General features: G+C 45.4%; 22 protein-coding genes. 16 read left to right on the forward strand and 6 right to left on the reverse strand.

Going from position 1 to position 20346, the window contains the following annotated elements:
- Positions 1–22: 22 nt before the first annotated feature.
- From ACVBJC_RS12395 to hslR, 5 genes are all read right to left on the reverse strand, one after another.
- Complete coding sequence (locus ACVBJC_RS12395) at positions 23–232, reverse strand: helix-turn-helix transcriptional regulator (RefSeq protein ID WP_447161074.1); 210 nt, start codon at positions 230–232, stop codon at positions 23–25.
- Complete coding sequence (locus ACVBJC_RS12400; protein ID WP_447161075.1) at positions 229–651, reverse strand: hypothetical protein; 423 nt, start codon at positions 649–651, stop codon at positions 229–231. Before ACVBJC_RS12400 ends, ACVBJC_RS12395 begins: the two co-directional genes overlap by 4 nt.
- Positions 652–953: 302 nt before the next feature.
- Entirely contained in the window at positions 954–2495 is a 1542-nt protein-coding gene (locus ACVBJC_RS12405; protein WP_447161076.1) for a phosphoenolpyruvate carboxykinase, read from the reverse strand.
- A gap of 254 nt (positions 2496–2749) precedes the next feature.
- On the reverse strand, positions 2750–3610 hold the full coding sequence (hslO, locus tag ACVBJC_RS12410) for an Hsp33 family molecular chaperone HslO (protein WP_447161104.1): 861 nt from the start codon (positions 3608–3610) through the stop codon (positions 2750–2752).
- A gap of 39 nt (positions 3611–3649) precedes the next feature.
- Positions 3650–4048, reverse strand: a complete 399-nt coding sequence (gene hslR / locus ACVBJC_RS12415; protein ID WP_447161077.1) for a ribosome-associated heat shock protein Hsp15 — start codon at positions 4046–4048, stop codon at positions 3650–3652.
- A gap of 268 nt (positions 4049–4316) precedes the next feature.
- On the opposite strand from hslR, the gene gspC reads away from it, so the two are divergent.
- From gspC to ACVBJC_RS12475, 12 genes are all read left to right on the forward strand, one after another.
- Positions 4317–5234, forward strand: coding sequence for a type II secretion system protein GspC (gene gspC / locus ACVBJC_RS12420; protein ID WP_447161078.1), 918 nt, complete (start codon positions 4317–4319; stop codon positions 5232–5234).
- Positions 5235–5317: 83 nt separating this feature from the next.
- On the forward strand, positions 5318–7468 hold the full coding sequence (gene gspD / locus ACVBJC_RS12425) for a type II secretion system secretin GspD (protein WP_447161079.1): 2151 nt from the start codon (positions 5318–5320) through the stop codon (positions 7466–7468).
- On the forward strand, positions 7461–9029 hold the full coding sequence (gspE, locus tag ACVBJC_RS12430) for a type II secretion system ATPase GspE (protein ID WP_447161080.1): 1569 nt from the start codon (positions 7461–7463) through the stop codon (positions 9027–9029). Before gspD ends, gspE begins: the two co-directional genes overlap by 8 nt.
- 3 nt (positions 9030–9032) lie before the next feature.
- Positions 9033–10256: a type II secretion system inner membrane protein GspF gene (gene gspF, locus ACVBJC_RS12435; protein ID WP_447161081.1), complete on the forward strand. Its 1224-nt coding sequence runs from the start codon at positions 9033–9035 to the stop codon at positions 10254–10256.
- 67 nt (positions 10257–10323) lie between these two features.
- Positions 10324–10758 (forward strand): type II secretion system major pseudopilin GspG, encoded by a 435-nt coding sequence (gspG, locus tag ACVBJC_RS12440; RefSeq protein ID WP_447161082.1) that lies wholly within the window; start codon positions 10324–10326, stop codon positions 10756–10758.
- 1 nt (position 10759) lies between these two features.
- Positions 10760–11353 (forward strand): type II secretion system minor pseudopilin GspH, encoded by a 594-nt coding sequence (gspH, locus tag ACVBJC_RS12445; protein WP_447161083.1) that lies wholly within the window; start codon positions 10760–10762, stop codon positions 11351–11353.
- 5 nt (positions 11354–11358) lie between these two features.
- Entirely contained in the window at positions 11359–11727 is a 369-nt protein-coding gene (gene gspI, locus ACVBJC_RS12450; protein ID WP_447161105.1) for a type II secretion system minor pseudopilin GspI, read from the forward strand.
- Entirely contained in the window at positions 11708–12427 is a 720-nt protein-coding gene (gene gspJ / locus ACVBJC_RS12455) for a type II secretion system minor pseudopilin GspJ (RefSeq protein ID WP_447161084.1), read from the forward strand. Before gspI ends, gspJ begins: the two co-directional genes overlap by 20 nt.
- A 2-nt stretch (positions 12428–12429) precedes the next feature.
- Positions 12430–13410 carry a type II secretion system minor pseudopilin GspK gene (gspK, locus tag ACVBJC_RS12460; RefSeq protein ID WP_447161085.1) on the forward strand — a complete coding sequence of 327 codons (981 nt, stop codon included), beginning with the start codon at positions 12430–12432 and terminating at the stop codon, positions 13408–13410.
- 45 nt (positions 13411–13455) lie between these two features.
- Complete coding sequence (gspL, locus tag ACVBJC_RS12465) at positions 13456–14649, forward strand: type II secretion system protein GspL (RefSeq protein ID WP_447161086.1); 1194 nt, start codon at positions 13456–13458, stop codon at positions 14647–14649.
- 1 nt (position 14650) lies between these two features.
- On the forward strand, positions 14651–15127 hold the full coding sequence (locus tag ACVBJC_RS12470) for a type II secretion system protein M (protein ID WP_447161087.1): 477 nt from the start codon (positions 14651–14653) through the stop codon (positions 15125–15127).
- A 9-nt stretch (positions 15128–15136) separates the two neighbouring features.
- Positions 15137–15895 carry a type II secretion system protein N gene (locus ACVBJC_RS12475; protein WP_447161088.1) on the forward strand — a complete coding sequence of 253 codons (759 nt, stop codon included), beginning with the start codon at positions 15137–15139 and terminating at the stop codon, positions 15893–15895.
- Between the two features lie 107 nt (positions 15896–16002).
- Here ACVBJC_RS12475 and yrfG read toward each other — a convergent pair whose 3' ends face one another.
- Positions 16003–16671: a GMP/IMP nucleotidase gene (gene yrfG, locus ACVBJC_RS12480; protein WP_447161089.1), complete on the reverse strand. Its 669-nt coding sequence runs from the start codon at positions 16669–16671 to the stop codon at positions 16003–16005.
- 98 nt (positions 16672–16769) lie between these two features.
- Between yrfG and nudE the strand changes: the two genes are divergently transcribed.
- The 4 genes from nudE to ACVBJC_RS12500 are packed head-to-tail and all read left to right on the forward strand — an operon-like array spanning position 16770 to position 20340.
- Positions 16770–17324, forward strand: coding sequence for an ADP compounds hydrolase NudE (gene nudE, locus ACVBJC_RS12485; protein ID WP_447161090.1), 555 nt, complete (start codon positions 16770–16772; stop codon positions 17322–17324).
- 43 nt (positions 17325–17367) lie between these two features.
- Positions 17368–18180, forward strand: a complete 813-nt coding sequence (cysQ, locus tag ACVBJC_RS12490) for a 3'(2'),5'-bisphosphate nucleotidase CysQ (protein WP_447161091.1) — start codon at positions 17368–17370, stop codon at positions 18178–18180.
- The gene (locus tag ACVBJC_RS12495; protein WP_447161092.1) at positions 18173–18640 is read left to right on the forward strand and encodes a GNAT family N-acetyltransferase; all 468 of its coding nucleotides are present in this window, start codon (positions 18173–18175) and stop codon (positions 18638–18640) included. Before cysQ ends, ACVBJC_RS12495 begins: the two co-directional genes overlap by 8 nt.
- Positions 18640–20340, forward strand: coding sequence for an MFS transporter (locus tag ACVBJC_RS12500; protein ID WP_447161093.1), 1701 nt, complete (start codon positions 18640–18642; stop codon positions 20338–20340). Before ACVBJC_RS12495 ends, ACVBJC_RS12500 begins: the two co-directional genes overlap by 1 nt.
- Positions 20341–20346 lie beyond the last annotated feature (6 nt).

Raw genomic sequence — 20346 nt, forward strand, 5'->3', positions numbered from 1 at the left:
AAGTTGCATGGGGAGCGTCGGCCTAGCTGATGGCGACTTCAGTTTCATCTTCAAAAATGGCCTCAATTGGCATTGCAAATAACCGCGCCACCTTAAAAGCTAACGGCAAACTCGGATCATACTTGCCTTTTTCAATGGCATTAACGGTTTGGCGAGAGACTTCGAGTTTGTCTGCCAAGTCGGCTTGGGTCCAGTCGCGCTCAGCTCGGAGCACTTTTAGACGATTCTTCATCGGTAACTGATCCTTCCTTTAATAATGCCGACCATGTAAGTCACAGCGATTAACGCAATGAGGTATGCGGCATTGAGTGGCGGCACAATACCGCTATTTTCTAGTATTGAATAGCTGGAAAAACTAATAATGGCGACTCCCACAGATAACGCTAACGCGTCGAGCTGCACCTTGCGCTCCATCTCATCGAGCTGTACGAGAAAATGTCGATAAGATACCAACATGGCAATACCGATAAGTGTGTGTATGGAAAATGCTAAGGTGATTAACAAGCCGCTGTTGAGTAATTCATGCTCACTTAAAAAGATGCTTATCATTAATGTGATCGCCCAAAAGAGCGCTAGTAGATTCACTCTATTGGCATTTTTAAGATCGCGCTTAGGTAAACCCTTGGCGCATATCGCTTCGATGATTTTCATGATTACAGTTCCTTGTGTATTGGCTTTAATATTATCGATGTAAAGCTTGCTTGACTTAAACAGTAGCGGTTTGAAAATCACAAGTCAAGCTTGCTTTACTTTAAGTTTGCTTGGCTTTACACCTTTATTTAGAACGAGTACTGAGGGCACTTGAGGTTGCTATCTAATTTATAAGTGGTTTTAGGAGGTTTTAGACAAAAAAATCCCAGCATAGGCTGGGATCCTTATTAGCGTAAAATACTAAGTTTGACAGTACTTCGCTTATTGTGGCGCTCAAAATTGGGCGCTGGGCTTAAAGCTTATTAAGCGTTAGGGCCGGCATTTTTGATTGAATCCGGTACCTGATACTTCTCGAAGTTAGCCTTAAAGCTGTCAGCAAGGTGCTGAGCAAATTCGGCATACTTAGCTTTATCATCCCACGTGTTGACAGGGTTGAGTAACTTGCTGTCTACGCCAGGAATAGCTACGGGTACATGTAGGTTTAGTTTCTCTAAGTACTCAGTTTCAACGTCTTTTAGCTCACCAGATACGATGGCATCGACAATAGCGCGAGTTGTTGGAATGTCAAAACGCTTACCAATACCGTGTGGACCGCCAGTCCAGCCTGTGTTAACCAGGTAAACTTGACTACCGAAAGACTCGATACGCTTCATCAGTAGCTCAGCATAAACACCTGCTGGGCGTGGGAAGAATGGCGCACCAAAACAGGTTGAGAAAGTCGACTGAATAGCGGCTGTTGAGCCCATCTCAGTAGAACCTACTTTAGCGGTATAACCCGACAAGAAGTGGTAAGCGGCTTGCTCCTTGGTCAGCTTAGATACTGGTGGCAGAACACCTGAAACGTCACAGGTTAAGAACACTACCGCATGTGGCTCTGCGCCGCAGTTATCGAGCTTACGCTGTGCGATATGCTCCAGCGGGTATGCTGCACGGGTGTTTTCTGTCAGTGTTGAATTGGTGTAATCCGGTACACGATTTTCATCGGTGACGACGTTCTCAAGCACGGTACCGAAACGAATCGCATCCCAGATCACTGGCTCGTTCTTCTGGCTCAGATCGATACATTTTGCGTAGCAACCGCCTTCGATATTGAAAACACCGCCGGGTGCCCAACCGTGCTCATCATCACCGATAAGGAAACGCTTAGGATCGGCTGAAAGGGTCGTTTTACCTGTGCCCGATAGACCGAAAAACAGCGTGGTATCGCCATCGCTGCCAACGTTAGCCGAGCAATGCATTGGCAATACGCCCTTAGCGGGTAGCAAGAAGTTCTGTACTGAGAACATCGATTTTTTCATTTCACCAGCATACTTAAGGCCTGCTAACAGGACTTTACGCTCGGCAAAGTTAATAATGACAGTCGCGTCAGAGTGAGTGCCATCGCGCTCAGGAACACACTCAAAACCTGGTGCATTCATGATCTGCCATACTGGCTTGTCGGCCACATTAAATTCTTCAGGTACGATGAATAAGTTGCGAGCAAACAGCTGGTGCCATGCGTATTGAGTGGTGACTTTTACGGGTTGATAGTGCTCTTTGCTTGCGCCGACCTCTAAGTTTGATACAAAGGTATCTTTATCACTCAGGTAAGCTTCTACGCGGTTCCAAAGTGCGGTAAAAGCATCGGCTTCGAAAGGTTTGTTTACTGCTCCCCATTCGATATCAGCTTCAGAGCCTGGCTCTTTAACGATAAAGCGGTCATTAGGAGAACGGCCTGAGCGCTCACCCGTCTTTGCAACTAAAGCACCATTAGCGGTCAATTCGCCTTCCCCACGCGCTAACGCAAGTTCGACTAATTGGCCTGTTGAAAGGTTAAGGTACTCGCGGTTTGATCCATCCGGCATAGGTAAGGTCTCCATCTTTAAGGTTATAATTGTGTGCTGATCTATAGCGCCAGCTTTTATTTGTGAGGATTGTAACGTATGCAGATATGAATGTGTGCTCTAGATCAAAAAAAATGACAAAAAGTGATTTTGGAGTGTTTTTTGTTGACATTTTTATAGGCTAGTTAAAATGAATTAGACTTAATTTTGAATATAAAAAAGGTGCTCTTAGAGCACCTTTAATTGGTTGTTTAAACGCGTAAGCTCAACGGTATTTATTGAGTGACATTGCTACTTTGAGCGTCGGCAAAGATGGCTTCAACATCAATAGAGTCAAAGATATATTTGCTATTACAGTATTCACAGCCCATTTCAATTTGACCTTCTTCAGCAAGAATCGAATCGACCTCTTCTTTTGCTACTGTGCGAATGGCTTTTGCACTGCGCTCTTTTGAACAGGTACATTTGAATGTCACAGCGACAGGTTCAAATAAACGGACTTCTTCTTCGTGATATAAGCGATGCAATATCTCTTCCGCTTCAAGCGTAAACATCTCTTCTTGTTTAACGGTTTCAGTCAGTATTGATAAGTGCTCAAATTCTTCGTTGTGATTGCCATCAGTTGGCAATACTTGCAGGAATATACCCGCAGCTTGCTTAGTGTCGGCAAATAGCTTGATTTTGGTTGGTAGCTGCTCAGATTGTTCGAAATAACCTTCTAAACATTGCGCTAGGGTTTCTTTATCTAGCGCGACAACACCTTGATAACGCTCACCGTCATCAGGCGTTAGTGTGATAACCATATAGCCTTTACCAAACATCTGCTGCAGATTAGCATTGTCGCTAATCTCGCCGTTCCAACGTGATACGCCGCGCAGCTGTTGTAGGTTATTACCGTTGATTACCGCTAACGATACTGGGCCGTCACCTTGCAGTTGGATGCTGATATCACCACTAAACTTTAAGGTCGCGGTTAGTAATGACGTTGACGCCATTAGCTCGCCCAATAGCATTTGGATAGCTAGTGGGTATTCATGCGCTGCAAGTACTTCTTGGTAGCTGCTTTCTAGCTGTACCAATTCGCCGCGTACGCTAGCGTTTTCAAATAGGTAACGATTTAGGTTGTCTTTGTTCATCTGTTCGTTCATCTGTTCGTTCATTTCGTTTTCCAATTTTTAGCTTTCTTTAAAGCGCATAATCTGGCGACGTTGTTTCTTATCCGGCTTCTGTTCGGGAGCGGGATTATTAAGAATATTTAAACGTCTCTGCTCAGCATAGGTTTCTCGCTTGGCTATGCTTTGCGGTGTTTCTTCATAAAGGGTTTGTGCTATCGACCCTTTTTGGCGGTGTTCTGACAATTTGACTATGACAATCTCTTTTTCGTCATAGCCTTGTCGTAATCTAATGGTGGCGCCAAGTTCTGCGTATTTGCTCGATTTTGCTCGCTGACCGTTATAGTGTACTTTACCACCATTAATCATCTCTTTTGAGATGGCGCGCGTTTTATAAAAGCGTGCAGCCCAGAGCCATTTATCAAGCCTTACTTTAATTGCTTGTTGCTCGTCGTCATTCATGAGCGACTCCAGTGAGAAATTAACTATTATAAAGTAGGGTGAGCTCACAAGCTCAGCAGGAATATACAAATCTTTACTGTCTGGCTGGTAAAATAGTGGCAGGCTTCACACCCTTTTTAGGCGCGTAAAGTTAGCATATCCGGTCAATTATCGCCAACATTGCTGCAGTTATGGTCTTGTTGCTAAAAGCAGTGTAGGTTAGCATGAGTCAGGATTTACTAAATTATTATAATCAGAACAGAGACCTGTACAGAGGGTCCACATAAATATGGATTTATTAGATAAGTTTTTAACCAAAGCGGCTGGTGTGCCTCAAAAGCCCGTCAGCACGGCGGTATTTAGCATTGGGCTTTTGATAGCTCTTTACTTATTAGCTCAAATCACATGGAAATTAGTACCTGAGAACTCAGCGACCACGCGCTGGGTACCTACCCCTGTGGCAAGCAATGCTAGCGGCCAAGTCAATATTCTTGGTCTGCAACAACTCTCCCTTTTTGGTCAGCCTGATGCAGCGGGTGCCAAGCCTAAAGCCGCTCCGGTTGAAGAAATTATTACCGATGCCCCTAAAACATCACTTTCTATTCAGCTGACTGGTGTCGTGGCCTCGACGACTGAAAAGAAAGGGTTAGCGGTTATCGCCTCTAGTGGTAGTCAAGACACTTACGGCTTAGGTGACAAGATTAAAGGGACTTCAGCCTCACTCAAAGAGGTGTATGCCGACCGCATTATTATTACCAATAGTGGTCGTTACGAGACCTTGATGCTAGACGGTTTGGATTACGATACCAACGGCGCAGCGAATCAACAGTTGCAAAAAGCCAAGAGTGCATCTAAAGGTAAAACTATCGATAATCGCAATAATCGCACGGTAGCTGCTGAATTGAGTCAATCCAGAGAAGCCATTTTGGCCGATCCGGGTAAGATAACCGACTATTTATCAATTTCGCCAGTGAAGAGCGCTGGAGAGCTGAGTGGGTATAGGCTTAATCCGGGTAAAGATCGAGAACTGTTTAAGCAGGCTGGTTTTAAAGCCAATGATTTAGCCAAATCAATTAATGGCTATGACTTGACTGATATGGGGCAGGCGCTAGAAGTGATGGCGCAGTTACCTGAAATGACAGAAGTCGCCTTAATGGTTGAGCGAGATGGTCAGTTAGTCGAAATTATGTTTAGTCTGCCAGAGTAATCTTGGCCGAAGATAACAATAGAATTTGCAGTAATACAAAATTTTAGTTTGCCGCAACGAAAGGGTTTAGGGGAAGTATAACAATGAATAATAAGCGGATTAGACGCAGACTAATCGCCGGTATGGTGATGGGGGCTTCTTTATTGGCGCCTCAACTTGCTTGGTCTGAGCAATATGCGGCTAACTTTAAAGGCACTGATATTCAAGAGTTTATCAATATTGTTGGTAAAAACTTGGACCGGACAATTATTGTCGACCCTACCGTTCGTGGCAAAATAAACGTTCGTAGTTACGATCTACTTACTGACGAACAATACTACCAATTCTTTCTCAATGTATTGCAAGTCTATGGTTATGCGGTTGTCGAAATGGACAACAACATCATCAAGGTGATTAAAGATAAAGATGCTAAGACGGCTGCTATCCGTGTTGCCGATGATAATGCACCAGGACTCGGCGACGAGATGGTGACGCGTATTGTCGCCCTTTATAACACCGAAGCTAAGCAGCTTGCCCCTTTGCTTAGGCAGCTTAACGATAATGCCGGTGGCGGTAACGTTGTTAACTACGATCCTTCAAACGTATTGATGCTTTCTGGCCGTGCGGCTGTGGTGAATAAGTTAGTCGAAATTGTTCGTCGTGTTGATAAGCAAGGTGACACCGCTGTTGAAGTGGTAAAACTGGAATTCGCATCAGCGGGTGAAATTGTTCGTATCATCGATACCCTTTATCGCTCTACTGCAAACCAAGCACAGATGCCGGGTCAGGCGCCAAAAGTTGTAGCGGACGAGCGTATCAATGCCGTCGTCGTGAGTGGCGATGAAAAAAGCCGTGAGCGTGTGGTTAAACTCATTAAAAAACTGGATGCTGAACAAGCAAACAGTGGCAACACTAAGGTGCGTTACTTACGTTACGCTAATGCAGAAGACTTAGTTGAAGTGCTAACGGGCTTTGCTGAGCAGCTTGTTGATGACAAGGGCGCGCCTCAAGGCGGTGGCAGTAAGCGTCGTAACGAAATCAATATTATGGCGCATGCCGATACCAATGCTTTGGTGATCAGTGCCGAGCCAGATCAGATGCGCACCATTGAAAGCGTCATCAATCAGCTCGATATTCGCCGCGCACAGGTGCTCGTTGAAGCGATTATCGTTGAGGTCGGAGAAGGCGATGATGTTGGCTTTGGCATTCAGTGGGCGACAGAAGCTGGCGGTGGAACTCAGTTTAATAACTTAGGTCCTACCATTGGTGAAATTGGTGCAGGTATTTGGCAGGCGCAAGGGGAAGAGGGATCAACCGTTTGTGACGGCACTATTTGTACCGAGAACCCAGATACCCGAGGCGACATCACTTTACTTGCGCAAGCACTGGGTAAGGTCAACGGTATGGCGTGGGGTGTGGCGATGGGCGACTTTGGCGCCTTGATCCAAGCCGTTTCAAGCGATACTAAGTCAAATGTATTGGCAACACCTTCAATTACCACGCTTGATAACCAAGAAGCCTCATTTATCGTCGGTGATGAAGTGCCTATTCTTACCGGTAGCCAAAACTCCAGTAATGGTAACAGCAACCCATTCCAAACCGTTGAACGTAAAGAGGTGGGCGTTAAGCTTAAAGTGGTACCACAAATCAACGAAGGAACCTCGGTTAAGCTAACGATTGAACAGGAAGTGTCTGGCATAAATGGTAAAACCGGTGTCGACGTGACGTTTGCTACTCGCCGTTTAACGACAACCGTGATGGCAGATTCTGGCCAAATTGTGGTGCTTGGTGGTTTGATTAAAGAAGAAGTACAAGAGTCGGTGCAAAAGGTACCATTCCTGGGCGATCTTCCTATTATTGGTCATCTGTTTAAGTCGTCTTCTAGCGGTAAGAAAAAAACCAACTTGATGGTATTTATTAAGCCAACGATTATTCGTGACGGTATCACTATGGAAGGTATTGCTGGGCGTAAGTACAACTACTTCCGCGCATTGCAGCTTGAGCAGCAAGAGCGTGGCGTTAACTTAATGCCAAATACCGATGTGCCTATTCTCGAAGAGTGGGATCAAGAAGCGTATCTACCCGATGATGTTAACGAAGTACTAAATCGTTACAAAGCAGGTAAAGGCTTAGACACTAAGATGCGTCAAACCGACCCGACACTTAAGAGCATCTCTGATAGTAAAGACGCTGATAGCGGCAAACAAACTACCGATGCTGAAACCGTGACAGATAAAGAATCCGCAGATGAGTGAGAGTCAAATTCAAGCCGATGAAGATCTAGCAAAAGTGTCTAACGAGCTTGGGCTAGTATCTGAACAAGAGGCCGATCTGGTCTTTCATTCAAATAGCAAAGAGCGTTTGCCATTTGCCTTCGCACACCGTTTTAAAGTGGCATTGGCGACTGATGAAGGTGAATTATCGCTATATCATGCGCAAAGCACACCGTTGAGCGCCTTGCTTGAGGTGCGCCGTTATTGCGGTAAAGAGTTACCGCTTATTCAGCTTGAAGATGCTGCGTTTGAGTCGCGTTTAACTCAAGTTTATCAGGCTAACTCCTCTGAAGCGCAACAGATGATGGAAGATATTGGCAATGAGATGGATCTATTCACTCTTGCCGAAGAGTTGCCACAAACTGAAGACTTGTTAGAGGGCGATGATGATGCGCCGATTATTAAGTTAATTAACGCATTGTTATCTGAGGCTATCAAAGAAGAAGCGTCAGATATTCATATCGAAACCTACGAGAAGCAGTTAATTGTACGCTTCCGTGTTGACGGTATTTTGAAAGAAGTCCTCAAGCCGAATCGTAAACTTTCATCTTTGTTAGTATCGCGTATTAAAGTGATGGCGCGTCTAGATATTGCAGAGAAGCGCGTACCACAAGATGGGCGTATTTCACTGCGTATTGCTGGCCGTGCGGTAGACGTACGTGTATCTACTATGCCATCAAGTCATGGTGAGCGAGTGGTGTTGCGTCTTCTCGACAAAAATGCCGGTAATTTAGATTTAGAGCAGCTGGGTATGACGGAGTCTGTGCGTCATAAGTTTGATGAACTTATTCGTAGACCACATGGCATTATTTTGGTGACCGGTCCAACGGGTTCGGGTAAAAGTACCACGCTGTACGCAGGTCTGACTGAACTTAATTCAAAAGACACCAACATTCTTACGGTTGAAGACCCAATAGAATATGAGCTTGAAGGCATTGGTCAAACTCAAGTTAACACTAAAGTAGATATGACCTTCGCCCGTGGCTTACGTGCTATTTTGCGTCAAGATCCTGATGTGGTGATGATTGGTGAAATCCGAGATCTTGAAACCGCGCAGATTGCCGTTCAGGCATCGCTAACAGGCCATATGGTTATCTCAACCTTGCATACCAATACTGCATCGGGCGCGATTACCCGTTTGCAAGATATGGGTGTAGAGCCTTTCCTGGTTTCTTCAAGTTTACTCGGCGTACTCGCTCAGCGTCTTATTCGTACTCTGTGCCCAAGCTGTAAAGAGGCGCACATACCAGATGATCGTGAAAGAGAGTTGTTAGGTATTACCGGTGACGATACACGGGTTATTTTCCGTGCCAAGGGATGTTTGGCATGTGGTCACAATGGCTACCGTGGCCGTACGGGTATTCATGAGTTATTAACTGTCGATGATACCGTACGTGAACTTATCCATACTGGTCGAGGCGAGCTCGCTATCGAGAAACACATTCGTCAATCAGTGCCGAGCATTCGTCATGACGGTATGAGTAAAGTGCTTGCGGGTAAAACGACCCTTGAAGAAGTGCTGCGTGTCACTCGAGAGGAGTAAGCGATGCCAGCATTTGAATACAAAGCATTAGATAAAACCGGTAAACAGCAAAAGGGTGTGGTCGAGGCCGATACGGCAAGACATGCCCGAACGCAGTTAAGAGAACAGCGCTTAATGCCACTGGAAATTACCCCGGTGGTAGACAAAGAGAGTAAAGCCAAATCAGCAGGCTTAAGCTTTTTAAAGCGTGGTATCTCTACGGCAGAGCTGGCACTCATTACTCGCCAAATTGCCACCTTGGTAGCAGCAGGCTTACCCGTTGAAGAAGCGTTAAAAGCGGTGGGTCAACAGTGTGAGAAAGACCGCTTAGCTAGCATGATTATGGCAGTTCGCTCGCGAGTGGTAGAGGGTTATAGCCTCGCTGACTCGATGGCAGAGTTCCCGCATATTTTTGATGAGCTATATCGCGCTATGGTCGCGTCTGGCGAAAAGTCGGGCCATTTAGAAGTGGTTTTGAATCGCCTTGCTGACTACACCGAGCGTCGTCAACAGCTCAAAAGTAAAATGACCCAGGCGATGATTTATCCTATCGTGCTGACCGTGGTCGCCATCGGTGTTATTGCCATCTTGCTTGCAGCGGTTGTTCCGCAGGTTGTTGGTCAGTTTGAACATATGGGGCAAGAGTTACCTTGGACGACCGAGCTATTGATTGCATCGTCTGACTTTATCCGAGATTACGGACTGGTTGTATTGGTCGCGATTGTTGGTCTGTTTTTTATTGCTAAACGTTTGCTGGTCTCCCCTAAAAATCGCATGAAATACGACAGTATGTTGCTGCGTTTACCAGTGATCAGCAAAGTGAGTAAGAGTCTTAACACGGCGCGTTTTGCGCGAACCTTAAGTATTTTGACCGCAAGTTCAGTGCCTCTGCTTGATGCAATGCGCATTGCCAGTGACGTGCTGGTCAATGTTAAGGTTAAAACGGCTGTTGAGGATGCGACCCTACGGGTTCGAGAAGGTACAAGTTTGGGCACGGCGCTTGCCAATACCAAACTTTTTCCGCCCATGATGCTCTATATGATTACCTCAGGTGAAAAAAGTGGCCAGCTTGAGCAGATGCTTGAGCGTGCTGCCGATAACCAAGACCGAGAGTTTGAGTCCAATGTGACTATCGCTTTAGGGGTGTTCGAACCTATGTTAGTTGTTAGCATGGCTGCTGTGGTTCTATTTATTGTTCTTGCTATTCTTCAGCCAATTTTAGCGCTGAATAATATGATTAGTGGTTAATACTCACTGTTAGTGGCAACTCGCTTGTCACTGAAGTTGTGAGTTTTTTAGTTTAAGGAATTTGTTAATGCAAACACGTAATAAGCAACAAGGTTTTACCCTATTAGAAGTGATGGTGGTGATTGTTATTCTAGGTATTTTGGCCTCTATGGTGGTACCTAATTTGATGGGTAACAAAGATAAAGCTGACCAGCAGAAAGCGGTTTCAGATATTGTTGCATTAGAAAATGCCTTGGACATGTACAAGTTGGATAACAGTGTGTACCCAACGACTGAACAAGGTCTTGAAGCATTAGTGCAAAAGCCAACAATTTCTCCAGAGCCACGTAACTACCGTGCAGACGGTTATGTTAAGCGTCTACCACAAGATCCATGGCGCAATGACTACCTGCTATTGAGCCCAGGTGAAAACGGTAAGTTAGATATCTTCAGTACGGGACCAGACGGTCAAGCCGGTACAGAAGATGATATCGGTAACTGGAATCTGCAAAATTTCCAATAAAATGAACACGCCGCGAGTTAACCTAGCGCACCAAACGGGCTTCACCTTAATGGAGGTGTTGCTCGTTGTTTTGCTTATGGGGCTTGCTGCGACTGCAGTCACCTTAGGCATGGGTGGTGCCAGCAAAGAAAAAGCGCTGGAGCGAACCGCGCTGCAGTTCATGATGTCCACTGAAATGGTGCTAGATGAAACCGTCCTAAGCGGTCATTTCATCGGTATTGTTATAGAAGACACCGGTTACAAATATGTCTATTACGATGAAGGAAAGTGGAAGCCATTAGCGCAAGACAGGTTGCTTGCTGAGCGTGAGATGGAGCCAGGTGTTGAATTGGTTTTAGTGCTCGATGGCTTGCCTTTAGTGCAAGAAGATGAAGAGCAAGACTCTTGGTTTGATGAACCACTTATTGAAAAGTCTGAAGACGACAAAAAGAAGTTCCCTGAGCCACAAATCTTACTATTTCCCAGTGGTGAGATGAGCGCATTTGAGCTGTCTTTTGTGAGTGAAGATGAGATGAAGCAAGATATCGAGGTGGTGGTGTTTGGTGATGCCCTCGGACGCTTGCGAATGGGCTTTGAAGATGAAGAAGTCTTATGACTAGGTTGAATAAGCAAAAAGGCATGACCTTGCTAGAGGTGATTGTCGCTTTAGCAGTGTTTTCCATTGCTGCAGTATCAATCACTAAAAGCCTAGGCGAACAGATCGCCAATATGCCTATTTTAGAAGAACGCACCATGGCGCAATGGGTGGCTCATAACCAGATGGTTGATGCCAGACTCGAGACTAAGTTTCCCGAAATTGGTCGCAAAGACGGTCAAGTAGAGTTAGCCAATCAAGACTGGTATTGGCGTAAAGAGGTCGTTAAAACGACCGATGATAATTTTAGAATGATCCGTATAAGTATCAGCGATGATGAACGATTTTCGCGAACCATCGCTGAAGTGAGCAGTTATGTGCTTAAAGCAGATTAAAACTCAGCGGGGCTTTACCTTGTTAGAGATGCTCATCGCCATCGCTATTTTTGCGATGCTAGGTTTGGCTGCCAATACTGTGTTGAGTACCGTGATGAAAAACGATACCGCAACCAGAGAGTTTGCCACCAAGTTAAAGGCGATGCAGCAAGGTTTTGGGGTGATTGAACGCGATCTAAACCAAATGGTAGCGCGAACACCAAGATTGCTTGAGGGTGGGCGAGGTACAACGGTTTTCCAGACCGGCAGCAATATGCTCGACTCGGAATCTGAGTCGTTGGTATTTTTTCGCTTAGGTTGGTTAAATCCTGATGGCTTATTGCCAAGAGGAAGTTTGCAGTCGGTCGCTTATGTGGTGATTGACGGGCAACTACAGCGTTGGTATTACCCTTATCCAGAGCCTGAAATTGGCGCCGAGCCGATTAAAACCGTGATTATGGATAAGGTCATTTCAGTTGAATACGCCTTTTTCGCAGATGATAAGTGGGAGCGTAAGACCGACGCAACTAAATTACCCAAAGCGATCGCAATGGAAATTGAATTTGAAGATATTGGTAAAGTTCAACGTAAATTCTTAGTGCCGACGGGAGCGCTTGCTGGAAGTAATGACGACACTAGCAATGCTGGTAACGATCAATCGGTACCCGATGGCAACCGAGATAATGGTAAAGAGCAAGATGGCAAAGGGCCGGGAGAATAAGCATGCGCAATAAACAAGGTGGCGTGGCCCTTATCGTTGTGCTCTTGATTGTGGCCATGGTTGCGATTATTGCTACCAATATTACCTCTCGTAATCAGCTGTCGGTTAGGCGCACATTGAACATGGCGCAGTATGACCAAGCTTTTTGGTATGCGATTTCCGCTGAAGAGATCGCAAAAAAGGTACTGAAACAAGACTTAGAAGATTCAGACACGGTAAATTTACAGCAGTACTGGGCATTGGCTGATGTGATATTTCCAGCAGAAAAGGGCGAAATAGCCGGTAAAATTAGCGATATGCGATCTTGTTTTAACGTTAACTCGTTATCTGCGCCTAGTGAGAAAGTTGAGAATGGTCAACCTAAAATGCCACTCCCCGCGGTGCAATTTAAAGGTTTGCTGGTCGCGCTGGGAATGGACGAATTCGCTGCGGAGCGATTAGCACAGACGGCTAAAGACTATATCGATGAAGATCAGACGGCAGGGCCATATGGCGCAGAAGATGCCGAGTATGAGTCACGTAATGTGCCTTATCGAGCAGCGAATACCTTGATGAGTCATAAGAGTGAGCTGCGAGCTGTGATGGGCTTTACCCAGGATATTTACCTTAAACTTGCACCTTACGTATGTGCGATCCCGGGCAATACGACGCAGGTTTTGAACGTCAATACCGTCCCTGTAGAGCAAGCAGCGTTAATCGCAGGTATGTTAGATAATAAAATTTCCGTTGGTGAGGCTGAAAGTATTATCAATCAGCGACCGCTCGATGGCTACGATAAGATTGATGAGTTTTGGGAAAATTCTTCAATCGCGTCTTTAGCAGGTGATGCCAAACTCAAATCGAGTTTTGGGGTAACGAGTAAGTACTTTTTGCTCGAAGCTGGGGCCAAAGTGGATACCGCTGTATTTAGATTAGAAAGCGTGCTGTACGGCGACAGTAAAAAATTAGAAGTGTTATCCCGCCAATTTGGTGGGCAAAAATAACAACAGTCCTTTAATAACGTTAAAGAGACGCGTGGAGATAACTCAGTGAGTGAAAGACTATTTATCCGTTTAGGACAAACTGCCGAGCAGCCTTGCTCTTGGCTTGTTTGGTCTGAGCAGGAACAAGAAATTATAGGTTCTGGCGAGCTTAGCGATGCCAGTGCACTATCGACTCTTACTGAAAGAGCAGGTAATCGTGCGGTTGACGTATTAGTGCCTGCCTCAAGCATTACATTGACGCAAGTTGAGCTGCCAGAAAAAAGTCAGCGCCAAGCGGTAAAGGCATTGCCTTTTATGCTAGAAGAGAACCTTGCTCAAAATGTTGATGAGTTGCACTTTGTGACGGGGCCGCGAGAGGGTGATGCCTTAAGTATCGCTGTTGTCGCACACGAACAGATGCAAGCTTGGATAGAGTGGCTTAGTGATGCAGGGCTGAAGGCTAAATGTATCGTACCAGATTGCTTGGCTTTGCCATTGGCTGAGTGTGACTGGGCTGCGATGAGTTTTGGCAAAGAGGTTTTAGTGCGTACCGGTGAAGGTAGCGGAGTCAGTTTGAGCCAAAGCTGGCTTGATGTGGCCTTGCCGCAACTGCTGAGCGCAACGAACAGCACACCAGTGTCTGTTGCGGGTTATACCGAACTGCAATTCGCGGGCACCGACGTCAAAGTTCAGCCGCTAGACCTGCCTATGTTAGTACTGGCTAGAGGTATTTTGAATGCGCCGATGAACCTACTTTCTGGCGTTTATAAGCCAAAGAAAGAGTATGGTAAACATCTAACGTTATGGCGTAATACAGCGATCGCATTTATTGTAATTATTGTTTTGGCATTAGTGAATAAAGGCCTCAATATTCATCAAATGAATAGCGATGCCGATGCACTGCAGGTGCAAAGCGAGCAGATTTATAAGCAAGTGGTGCCTGGTAGCTCGCGTGTAGTGAACTTGCGTTCGCAGATGGAAAGCTATGTACGTACCCTTCAAGGTGGTGGCAGTGGTAGCGAATTCTTTGTCATGCTAAGCGGTATGAAAGATGCGTTTGCGCAAGTACCAGAGCTTAAGCCGACAACATTGCGCTTTGACAGTAACCGCAATGAAATTCGCATGCAGGTCACAGCCAAGAACTATGAGCAGATTGAAAAGTTTAAAGAGATCATTGCGCGTTCTTACAAGCTTGATGGTGGTGCGATGAATAGCGGTGAATCTCAAGTCACCAGCACCTTAACCATAAGGAGCAAATAAGATGGAAAACTTTAAAGCTTGGTGGGGTGGGTTAGTACTACGCGAGCAGCAGATGGTTGCAGCTTGTGGTGTGGTATTGGTCATCGGTATTTTGTATTGGGGTGTATGGACCCCTATCGCTAATGCGGAAGCTGAAGCAGAGCGTAGGCTAGAGGGCCAACAAAGCACGCTAAACTACGTTAAGCAAACCGCCAACCGTATTGCAGGGCTAAAGCAAAGCGGCAGTAGTAACGCATTTAGAGGTAGCTTGAGTGCGGCGGTTAACCAAACCGCTAGTGCATTTGGACTCACCATTACTCGAATGCAGCCACAAGGAAATAAAATTCAAGTGTGGATGGATGAAGTGCCTTTCGATACCTTGCTAAATTATTTGAATGAATTGGTACAGAAAAAGGGATTATCGTTAGAAAGTTTAGACTTAGCCGAGTCTGACACCCCAGGTTACGTTAATGTTCGTCGTATTCAGCTGTCCAAGTAAGGTGTTGTAGTGAAATTAGCAAAAAAGATCGCACTGGGCTTTGTAGTCTACTTAGTATTTTTAGTGGTGCTATTTCCGGCCAGTGTTGCTGTAAAGCTGGCCCCCTTGCCAAAAGATGTAGCTATTAGTGGGGTGTCTGGCACGATTTGGGCGGGCAGTCTTGCAACGCTGAGTGTGCAAAAACGCCAGGTGGAAATGATAACGTGGGACCTGAATATTTGGTCGTTGCTAACGGGAACCGTTAAGGCCGATGTGGTGATTGGTAGCCGTGCAAGTGCGGTTAACGGTAAAGGTACCATAGCTTATTCAATGTCAGGACTCGACGCCTCAGGCTTAAGATTTGAAGCGCCAAGCAGCTTTTTGTTAGGACGCACTAACTTACCTTTTAGAACTAAAGTTAACGGCGACTTAAGTGTACTGGTCGACAACTTTGAGCAAGGTTTGCCTTGGTGCGAACAGCTATCGGGTAAGTTGTTTTTAAACCAAGTGAATGTCACTAACCAGTTTGGTAAATATCCATTGGGTGATATTGCGCTAGGCCTAGCCTGTCTCGATGGTAAAATTGAATTGACCACTGATGAGAAGCTAAATGGGTTAGGTTTGGACGGTACAATTGTACTGGCGGATCAAAAAATGGTGCAAGTGAACGCCAAAATTCGCGAAGTGAATACCCAGCCGGATGACTTGAAAAAGGCGCTATCTTTCTTAGGCAAGAAGGACAGCCAAGGTTACTACCCGATCACTTATCAAGGTCGCTTACCTATTTAGTTCAACTATTTTGTTAATAGTAAAAGGCGCCTAATTGGCGCCTTTTCTGTTCTCAGCCCTAAACCACCTAGTTCAAAAGGTGGACTTTTTACTGTTCTGTTTCTATTTTACGATTGCTTAAGCAGCTCATCTAGCAAGTGGTGATAATCTTCAATGGCAGGGAAATCATCGAATACCTTATTGGGTTTTTGGCTATCAGGGTTAGATATTCCTAGTTGGTAACCCACACCCGCCAGTTTTGCTGCTTTTAATATGGTTTCGTTATCATCGATAAACAGGCAGCGACTAGGCTGTAAATTAAACTGTTTAAATAGATGCTGCCAAAATAATGGATGTTCTTTCGGGTAACCAGTTTCATGGCTGGAGAGCATACTGTCGAGCCCTAAGGCTAAATCGGTATGCTCTAGTTTTAAGCCTAAATTCTTTGGGTGGGCGTTAGTGACCAAAATACGCTGTTTTCCGGCGTGTTTAAGCGCATCTAAAAAAGGCATGCTGTCTTGGCGTAGCTGGATCCGTTCAGCTAAAGTGCGGTGCAGCGACATAATATCCAGCCCCATCTGCTGCTCCCAATAGTCGAGGCAGTACCAGTTTAAGGTTCCCTCTACATTGGTGTAGCACTGCTCAACCCAGTCGCTGGCTTCTTTAATAGAGATATTTCGCTGTTCACTGAGTACCTTAGGGATCAGCTGTAGCCAAAAATGATTGTCGAAATGCAGGTCCAGTAAAGTCCCATCCATATCGAGTAAAACGGTATCAATTTCGTTCCATGGAAACATAGTTACGTGATCCTAGAAAATTCATGTTGTAGATTGGGTGAACAATAGTAAGATTATACTGAATTAAATGACAAGTCGGCAGCGGCACTGGGATGTGTATGACTAAAAAGAATGAGAAACCGGAAATTTTGCACGCTGAAATCGTAGCTAGAAGTCGACTGTTTCAAATTGAACAGGTGCACTTGCGGTTTTCTAATCAAGTTGAGCGCCAATATGAACGCATGAAAGGTAATAATCGTGGAGCCGTGATGGTGGTCCCTGTGCTCAATGGCACAGAGTTATTACTCGGTCGAGAATATGCTGCAGGTACTCATAGCTATGAACTCGGGTTTCCTAAGGGCTTAATCGATCCCGGTGAAGAAGCCCATGAGGCTGCTAACCGCGAGCTTCAAGAAGAGATAGGTTACGGCGCGAGAAAGCTAACGCATTTAATGGAATTAAGCTTAGCGCCGGGTTATTTTGCCAGTAAGATGCAGATCTTTTTAGCTGAAGATCTTTATGAAAGTAGCCTAGAAGGTGATGAGCCTGAACCTATCGACATGGTTCCTTGGCCGTTAGCACAATGGCAAGATCTATTAAACGAAGAAGATTTTTCAGAATCGCGTAGCGTAAGTGCTTTATTTTTAGCGCAAAAACATCTACAACTAAGATAGTAAAAACAACGTAGGTCATGGGTATTAGGCTGTTGGAGTAGTTATGAAGCCAGAGAATTATGTAGATCAAGTCATTGAAATTGCAACGTTAGCAGGCCAGAAAATTCGTGATATTTATCAGAAAGGTGATTTCGAACGCGAGATTAAATCTGATAATACGCCAGTGACTTCTGCAGATCTCGCCGCCCATGAAATCATTACCAATGCGCTTAAAGCGCTGACGCCCGATATCCCCGTATTATCAGAAGAAGATGCCAATATTCCGTTCGCACAACGCTGTGACTGGCAACGCTACTGGTTAGTGGACCCATTGGATGGTACGGGAGAGTTTATAGCGGGCAGCGGTGATTTTTCGGTCATTATTGCGCTAGTTGAGCACAATCGTCCGATTTTGGGCGTAGTGTATGTGCCAATGACTGAAGTGTGTTATTACGGCATTGCAGGTTTAGGCTCCTACAAGCGTAAAGATGGCGCTGAAGTACGTATAACCAGTAAGCAGCTGAGTAAGGATGGTTCTGAATCATTACGCTTAGCGGTAAGTCGCCGCCAAGATCCACAATCAGTGATTAAGCTGTTTAATCACAATAAGCACTGTGAACTAGTGGTATTGGGTGGCGCAGCGCTTAAGAGTTGCCTCGTTGCAGAAGGCCGTGCAGATTGCTATGTGCGTATTGGACCAACGGGTGAGTGGGATACCGGCGCCGCGCAGATTATTGTCGAGGAAGCCGGTGGCCAGATCATGGATCTGAATCTACAACCGCTAACCTACAACGAGCGAGAAAGCTTAGAAAACCCTAATTTTATCGTGGTCGGTGCGCCAGCACTGGAGTGGGACCAAATCCTTATCAATGAATGATTCAACTCAGATTTCAATCGCGTGTAAGCAAGATCTTGCCGCGATTGATGCACTAGAACGCGAGTGTTTCGCCGGGCATTGCTACCCAGATTTTTTCTTCAGACAAGCACTAGACTGTTGGCCCAATGGTTTTTGGGTGGCAAAGGATGTCAACGCAAATATTGTTGGTTATCTATTGGCGTCGACGAGTGCTAAAGCGAGTGTTTGCTGGATCTTATCGGTTGCCGTCGCTGACAGCGCTCGCGGCCAAGGGGTTGGCACCAAACTCATCTCACTTCTGTTAGCGACATTGCCTAGAGAGGTTAATCAAATCAACCTGACAGTAGCGCCAGACAACCCGGCGAAAGCCTTGTATTTACGCTGTGGTTTTACCGAGCAAGCTTTTGAAGTCGATTATTTTGGTGAAGGTGAGCCTAGGTTGCTAATGACATATCAAAAACCCGTTCACATCTCTGGCTGATGTTATTTAGCCGACGCTTCTTTCCTTACTTTGTGACTCAATGCTTAGGTGCATTGAATGACAACGTGTTTAAAAATGTACTGTTGCTCTTGGTGGCTTATTCGCAACTCGATGAGTTACCGATAGATGTAAATCTATTTGTAAACTTGGCTGCTGGTCTCTTTATCCTACCTTTTTTACTGTTTTCAGCCCATGCGGGGCAGATTGCCGATTATGTTGATAAGGCATTATTGATCCGCAGACTCAAGTTCCTAGAATTGATGATTATGACGGTGGCGATATTTGCCATTTTGAGCCATAGCTATTTAGTCATGTTGTTGCTGCTGTTTCTTACTGGCGTACAATCTGCCTATTTTGGTCCGGTGAAGTACTCTCTGCTTCCTAGAGTGCTAGAGAGTGGTGAGTTAGTTTCTGGTAATGCATGGGTGGAGATGGGCACCTTTCTTGCGATCTTAATCGGTACTATTTCGGCAGGGCTTATTGTAGCGAGTCATAATGCGACTTATTGGGCTGCCGCCAGTGTGTTTATTTTGGCGCTGATTGGTATGCTTGCCAGTTGGTTCATTCCTAGCATTCCAGCGCACTCAGATATCAAGCCTCGTTTCTCGATTGTTTCAGCGACGATGGCGAATATCACAAAGGTGCGGAAAACGCCTGGGATCTGGACCGCTATTTTGGCGATTAGCTGGTTTTGGTTTGTGGGGGCAACGTATCTGACGCAGTTCCCTAATTTTGCGCGTATTACCTTGCATGCAGATCCCACCGTGGTGTCGTTACTATTAACGCTTTTCTCTATCGGTATTGGGGGCGGTTCTTTTGTATGCGAGCGTCTGTCTTACAGGCAAGTTGAACTGGGTATTATGCCGCTCGGTCTCGGGATCTTAGCTGTCTTTGGTATCGACTTGTATTTTGCTCTGCCCAATAAGGTGTCACTCGATACTCTGTATCATCTTCAAGGTTTTATCGCTGATAGCGCTCATTACCGCTTGATGTTCGATCTATTTATGATTGGCGTCGGAGGTGGGTTATTCATTGTACCGCTTTACACCTATATTCAGGCGCGAGCAAAAGAGGGGGAGTGTGCTCAGGCGATAGCCTGTAATAATATTATCAACGCGTTATTTATGGTGAGCTCAGCAATTTTTTCCATGCTGGTGTTGAATGTATTGCAGTGGCCTATAGAGCGTCTGTTTCTGGTATTGGCAGCCTCTAATCTGGTGGTGCTACTGTTATTGCTTTGGCGTTGGCCTGAATTATTTTTACGTGTTGCTAGTTATTTTATCCGCAGAATTAAGCATAAAACTCAGCTGCTAGATCCTGAGTTGCTTCATCAATCTTCCAGACTATTAGTGGTGACTAAGAGTCTATCTTGGCGTGACATATTGCTGATCTATGGGAGTTTTACCCATCCTATGTTGTTCGCACCAAGCTTATGTAAACAGATGAAGACGCATCGTTTTTTGGCCGGAATGATGTCTCGTTTATGTTGGCATGCGGGAGAGAATATGCAGCTCGATAGCCTAGTTTGTGTCGATCAAGGTACGCTAACCCAGTTAATAAACCACACTGATTTTGCAGACTTTAAGTTAGTTGCGGTAAAGACGGTGACAGATAACAGCTGTGGAAATAAGCTAACATTAGCAGTCACCCCACTTGCAGCTAATAGTGCTTATAACACCATGAGTGCGAGTGAGGTGTAAGTTTGG

This window comes from Shewanella sp. 0m-6, from assembly GCF_052977325.1.

Coding starts and splice junctions, on each gene's coding strand:
- ACVBJC_RS12395 (WP_447161074.1), bottom strand. CDS start 232: ATGAAGAATCGTCTAAAAGTGCTCCGAGCTGAGCGCGACTGGACCCAA.
- ACVBJC_RS12400 (WP_447161075.1), bottom strand. CDS start 651: ATGAAAATCATCGAAGCGATATGCGCCAAGGGTTTACCTAAGCGCGAT.
- ACVBJC_RS12405 (WP_447161076.1), bottom strand. CDS start 2,495: ATGCCGGATGGATCAAACCGCGAGTACCTTAACCTTTCAACAGGCCAA.
- hslO (WP_447161104.1), bottom strand. CDS start 3,610: ATGAACAAAGACAACCTAAATCGTTACCTATTTGAAAACGCTAGCGTA.
- hslR (WP_447161077.1), bottom strand. CDS start 4,048: ATGAATGACGACGAGCAACAAGCAATTAAAGTAAGGCTTGATAAATGG.
- gspC (WP_447161078.1), top strand. CDS start 4,317: ATGGATTTATTAGATAAGTTTTTAACCAAAGCGGCTGGTGTGCCTCAA.
- gspD (WP_447161079.1), top strand. CDS start 5,318: ATGAATAATAAGCGGATTAGACGCAGACTAATCGCCGGTATGGTGATG.
- gspE (WP_447161080.1), top strand. CDS start 7,461: ATGAGTGAGAGTCAAATTCAAGCCGATGAAGATCTAGCAAAAGTGTCT.
- gspF (WP_447161081.1), top strand. CDS start 9,033: ATGCCAGCATTTGAATACAAAGCATTAGATAAAACCGGTAAACAGCAA.
- gspG (WP_447161082.1), top strand. CDS start 10,324: ATGCAAACACGTAATAAGCAACAAGGTTTTACCCTATTAGAAGTGATG.
- gspH (WP_447161083.1), top strand. CDS start 10,760: ATGAACACGCCGCGAGTTAACCTAGCGCACCAAACGGGCTTCACCTTA.
- gspJ (WP_447161084.1), top strand. CDS start 11,708: ATGTGCTTAAAGCAGATTAAAACTCAGCGGGGCTTTACCTTGTTAGAG.
- gspK (WP_447161085.1), top strand. CDS start 12,430: ATGCGCAATAAACAAGGTGGCGTGGCCCTTATCGTTGTGCTCTTGATT.
- ACVBJC_RS12470 (WP_447161087.1), top strand. CDS start 14,651: ATGGAAAACTTTAAAGCTTGGTGGGGTGGGTTAGTACTACGCGAGCAG.
- yrfG (WP_447161089.1), bottom strand. CDS start 16,671: ATGTTTCCATGGAACGAAATTGATACCGTTTTACTCGATATGGATGGG.
- nudE (WP_447161090.1), top strand. CDS start 16,770: ATGACTAAAAAGAATGAGAAACCGGAAATTTTGCACGCTGAAATCGTA.
- cysQ (WP_447161091.1), top strand. CDS start 17,368: ATGAAGCCAGAGAATTATGTAGATCAAGTCATTGAAATTGCAACGTTA.
- ACVBJC_RS12495 (WP_447161092.1), top strand. CDS start 18,173: ATGAATGATTCAACTCAGATTTCAATCGCGTGTAAGCAAGATCTTGCC.
- ACVBJC_RS12500 (WP_447161093.1), top strand. CDS start 18,640: ATGTTATTTAGCCGACGCTTCTTTCCTTACTTTGTGACTCAATGCTTA.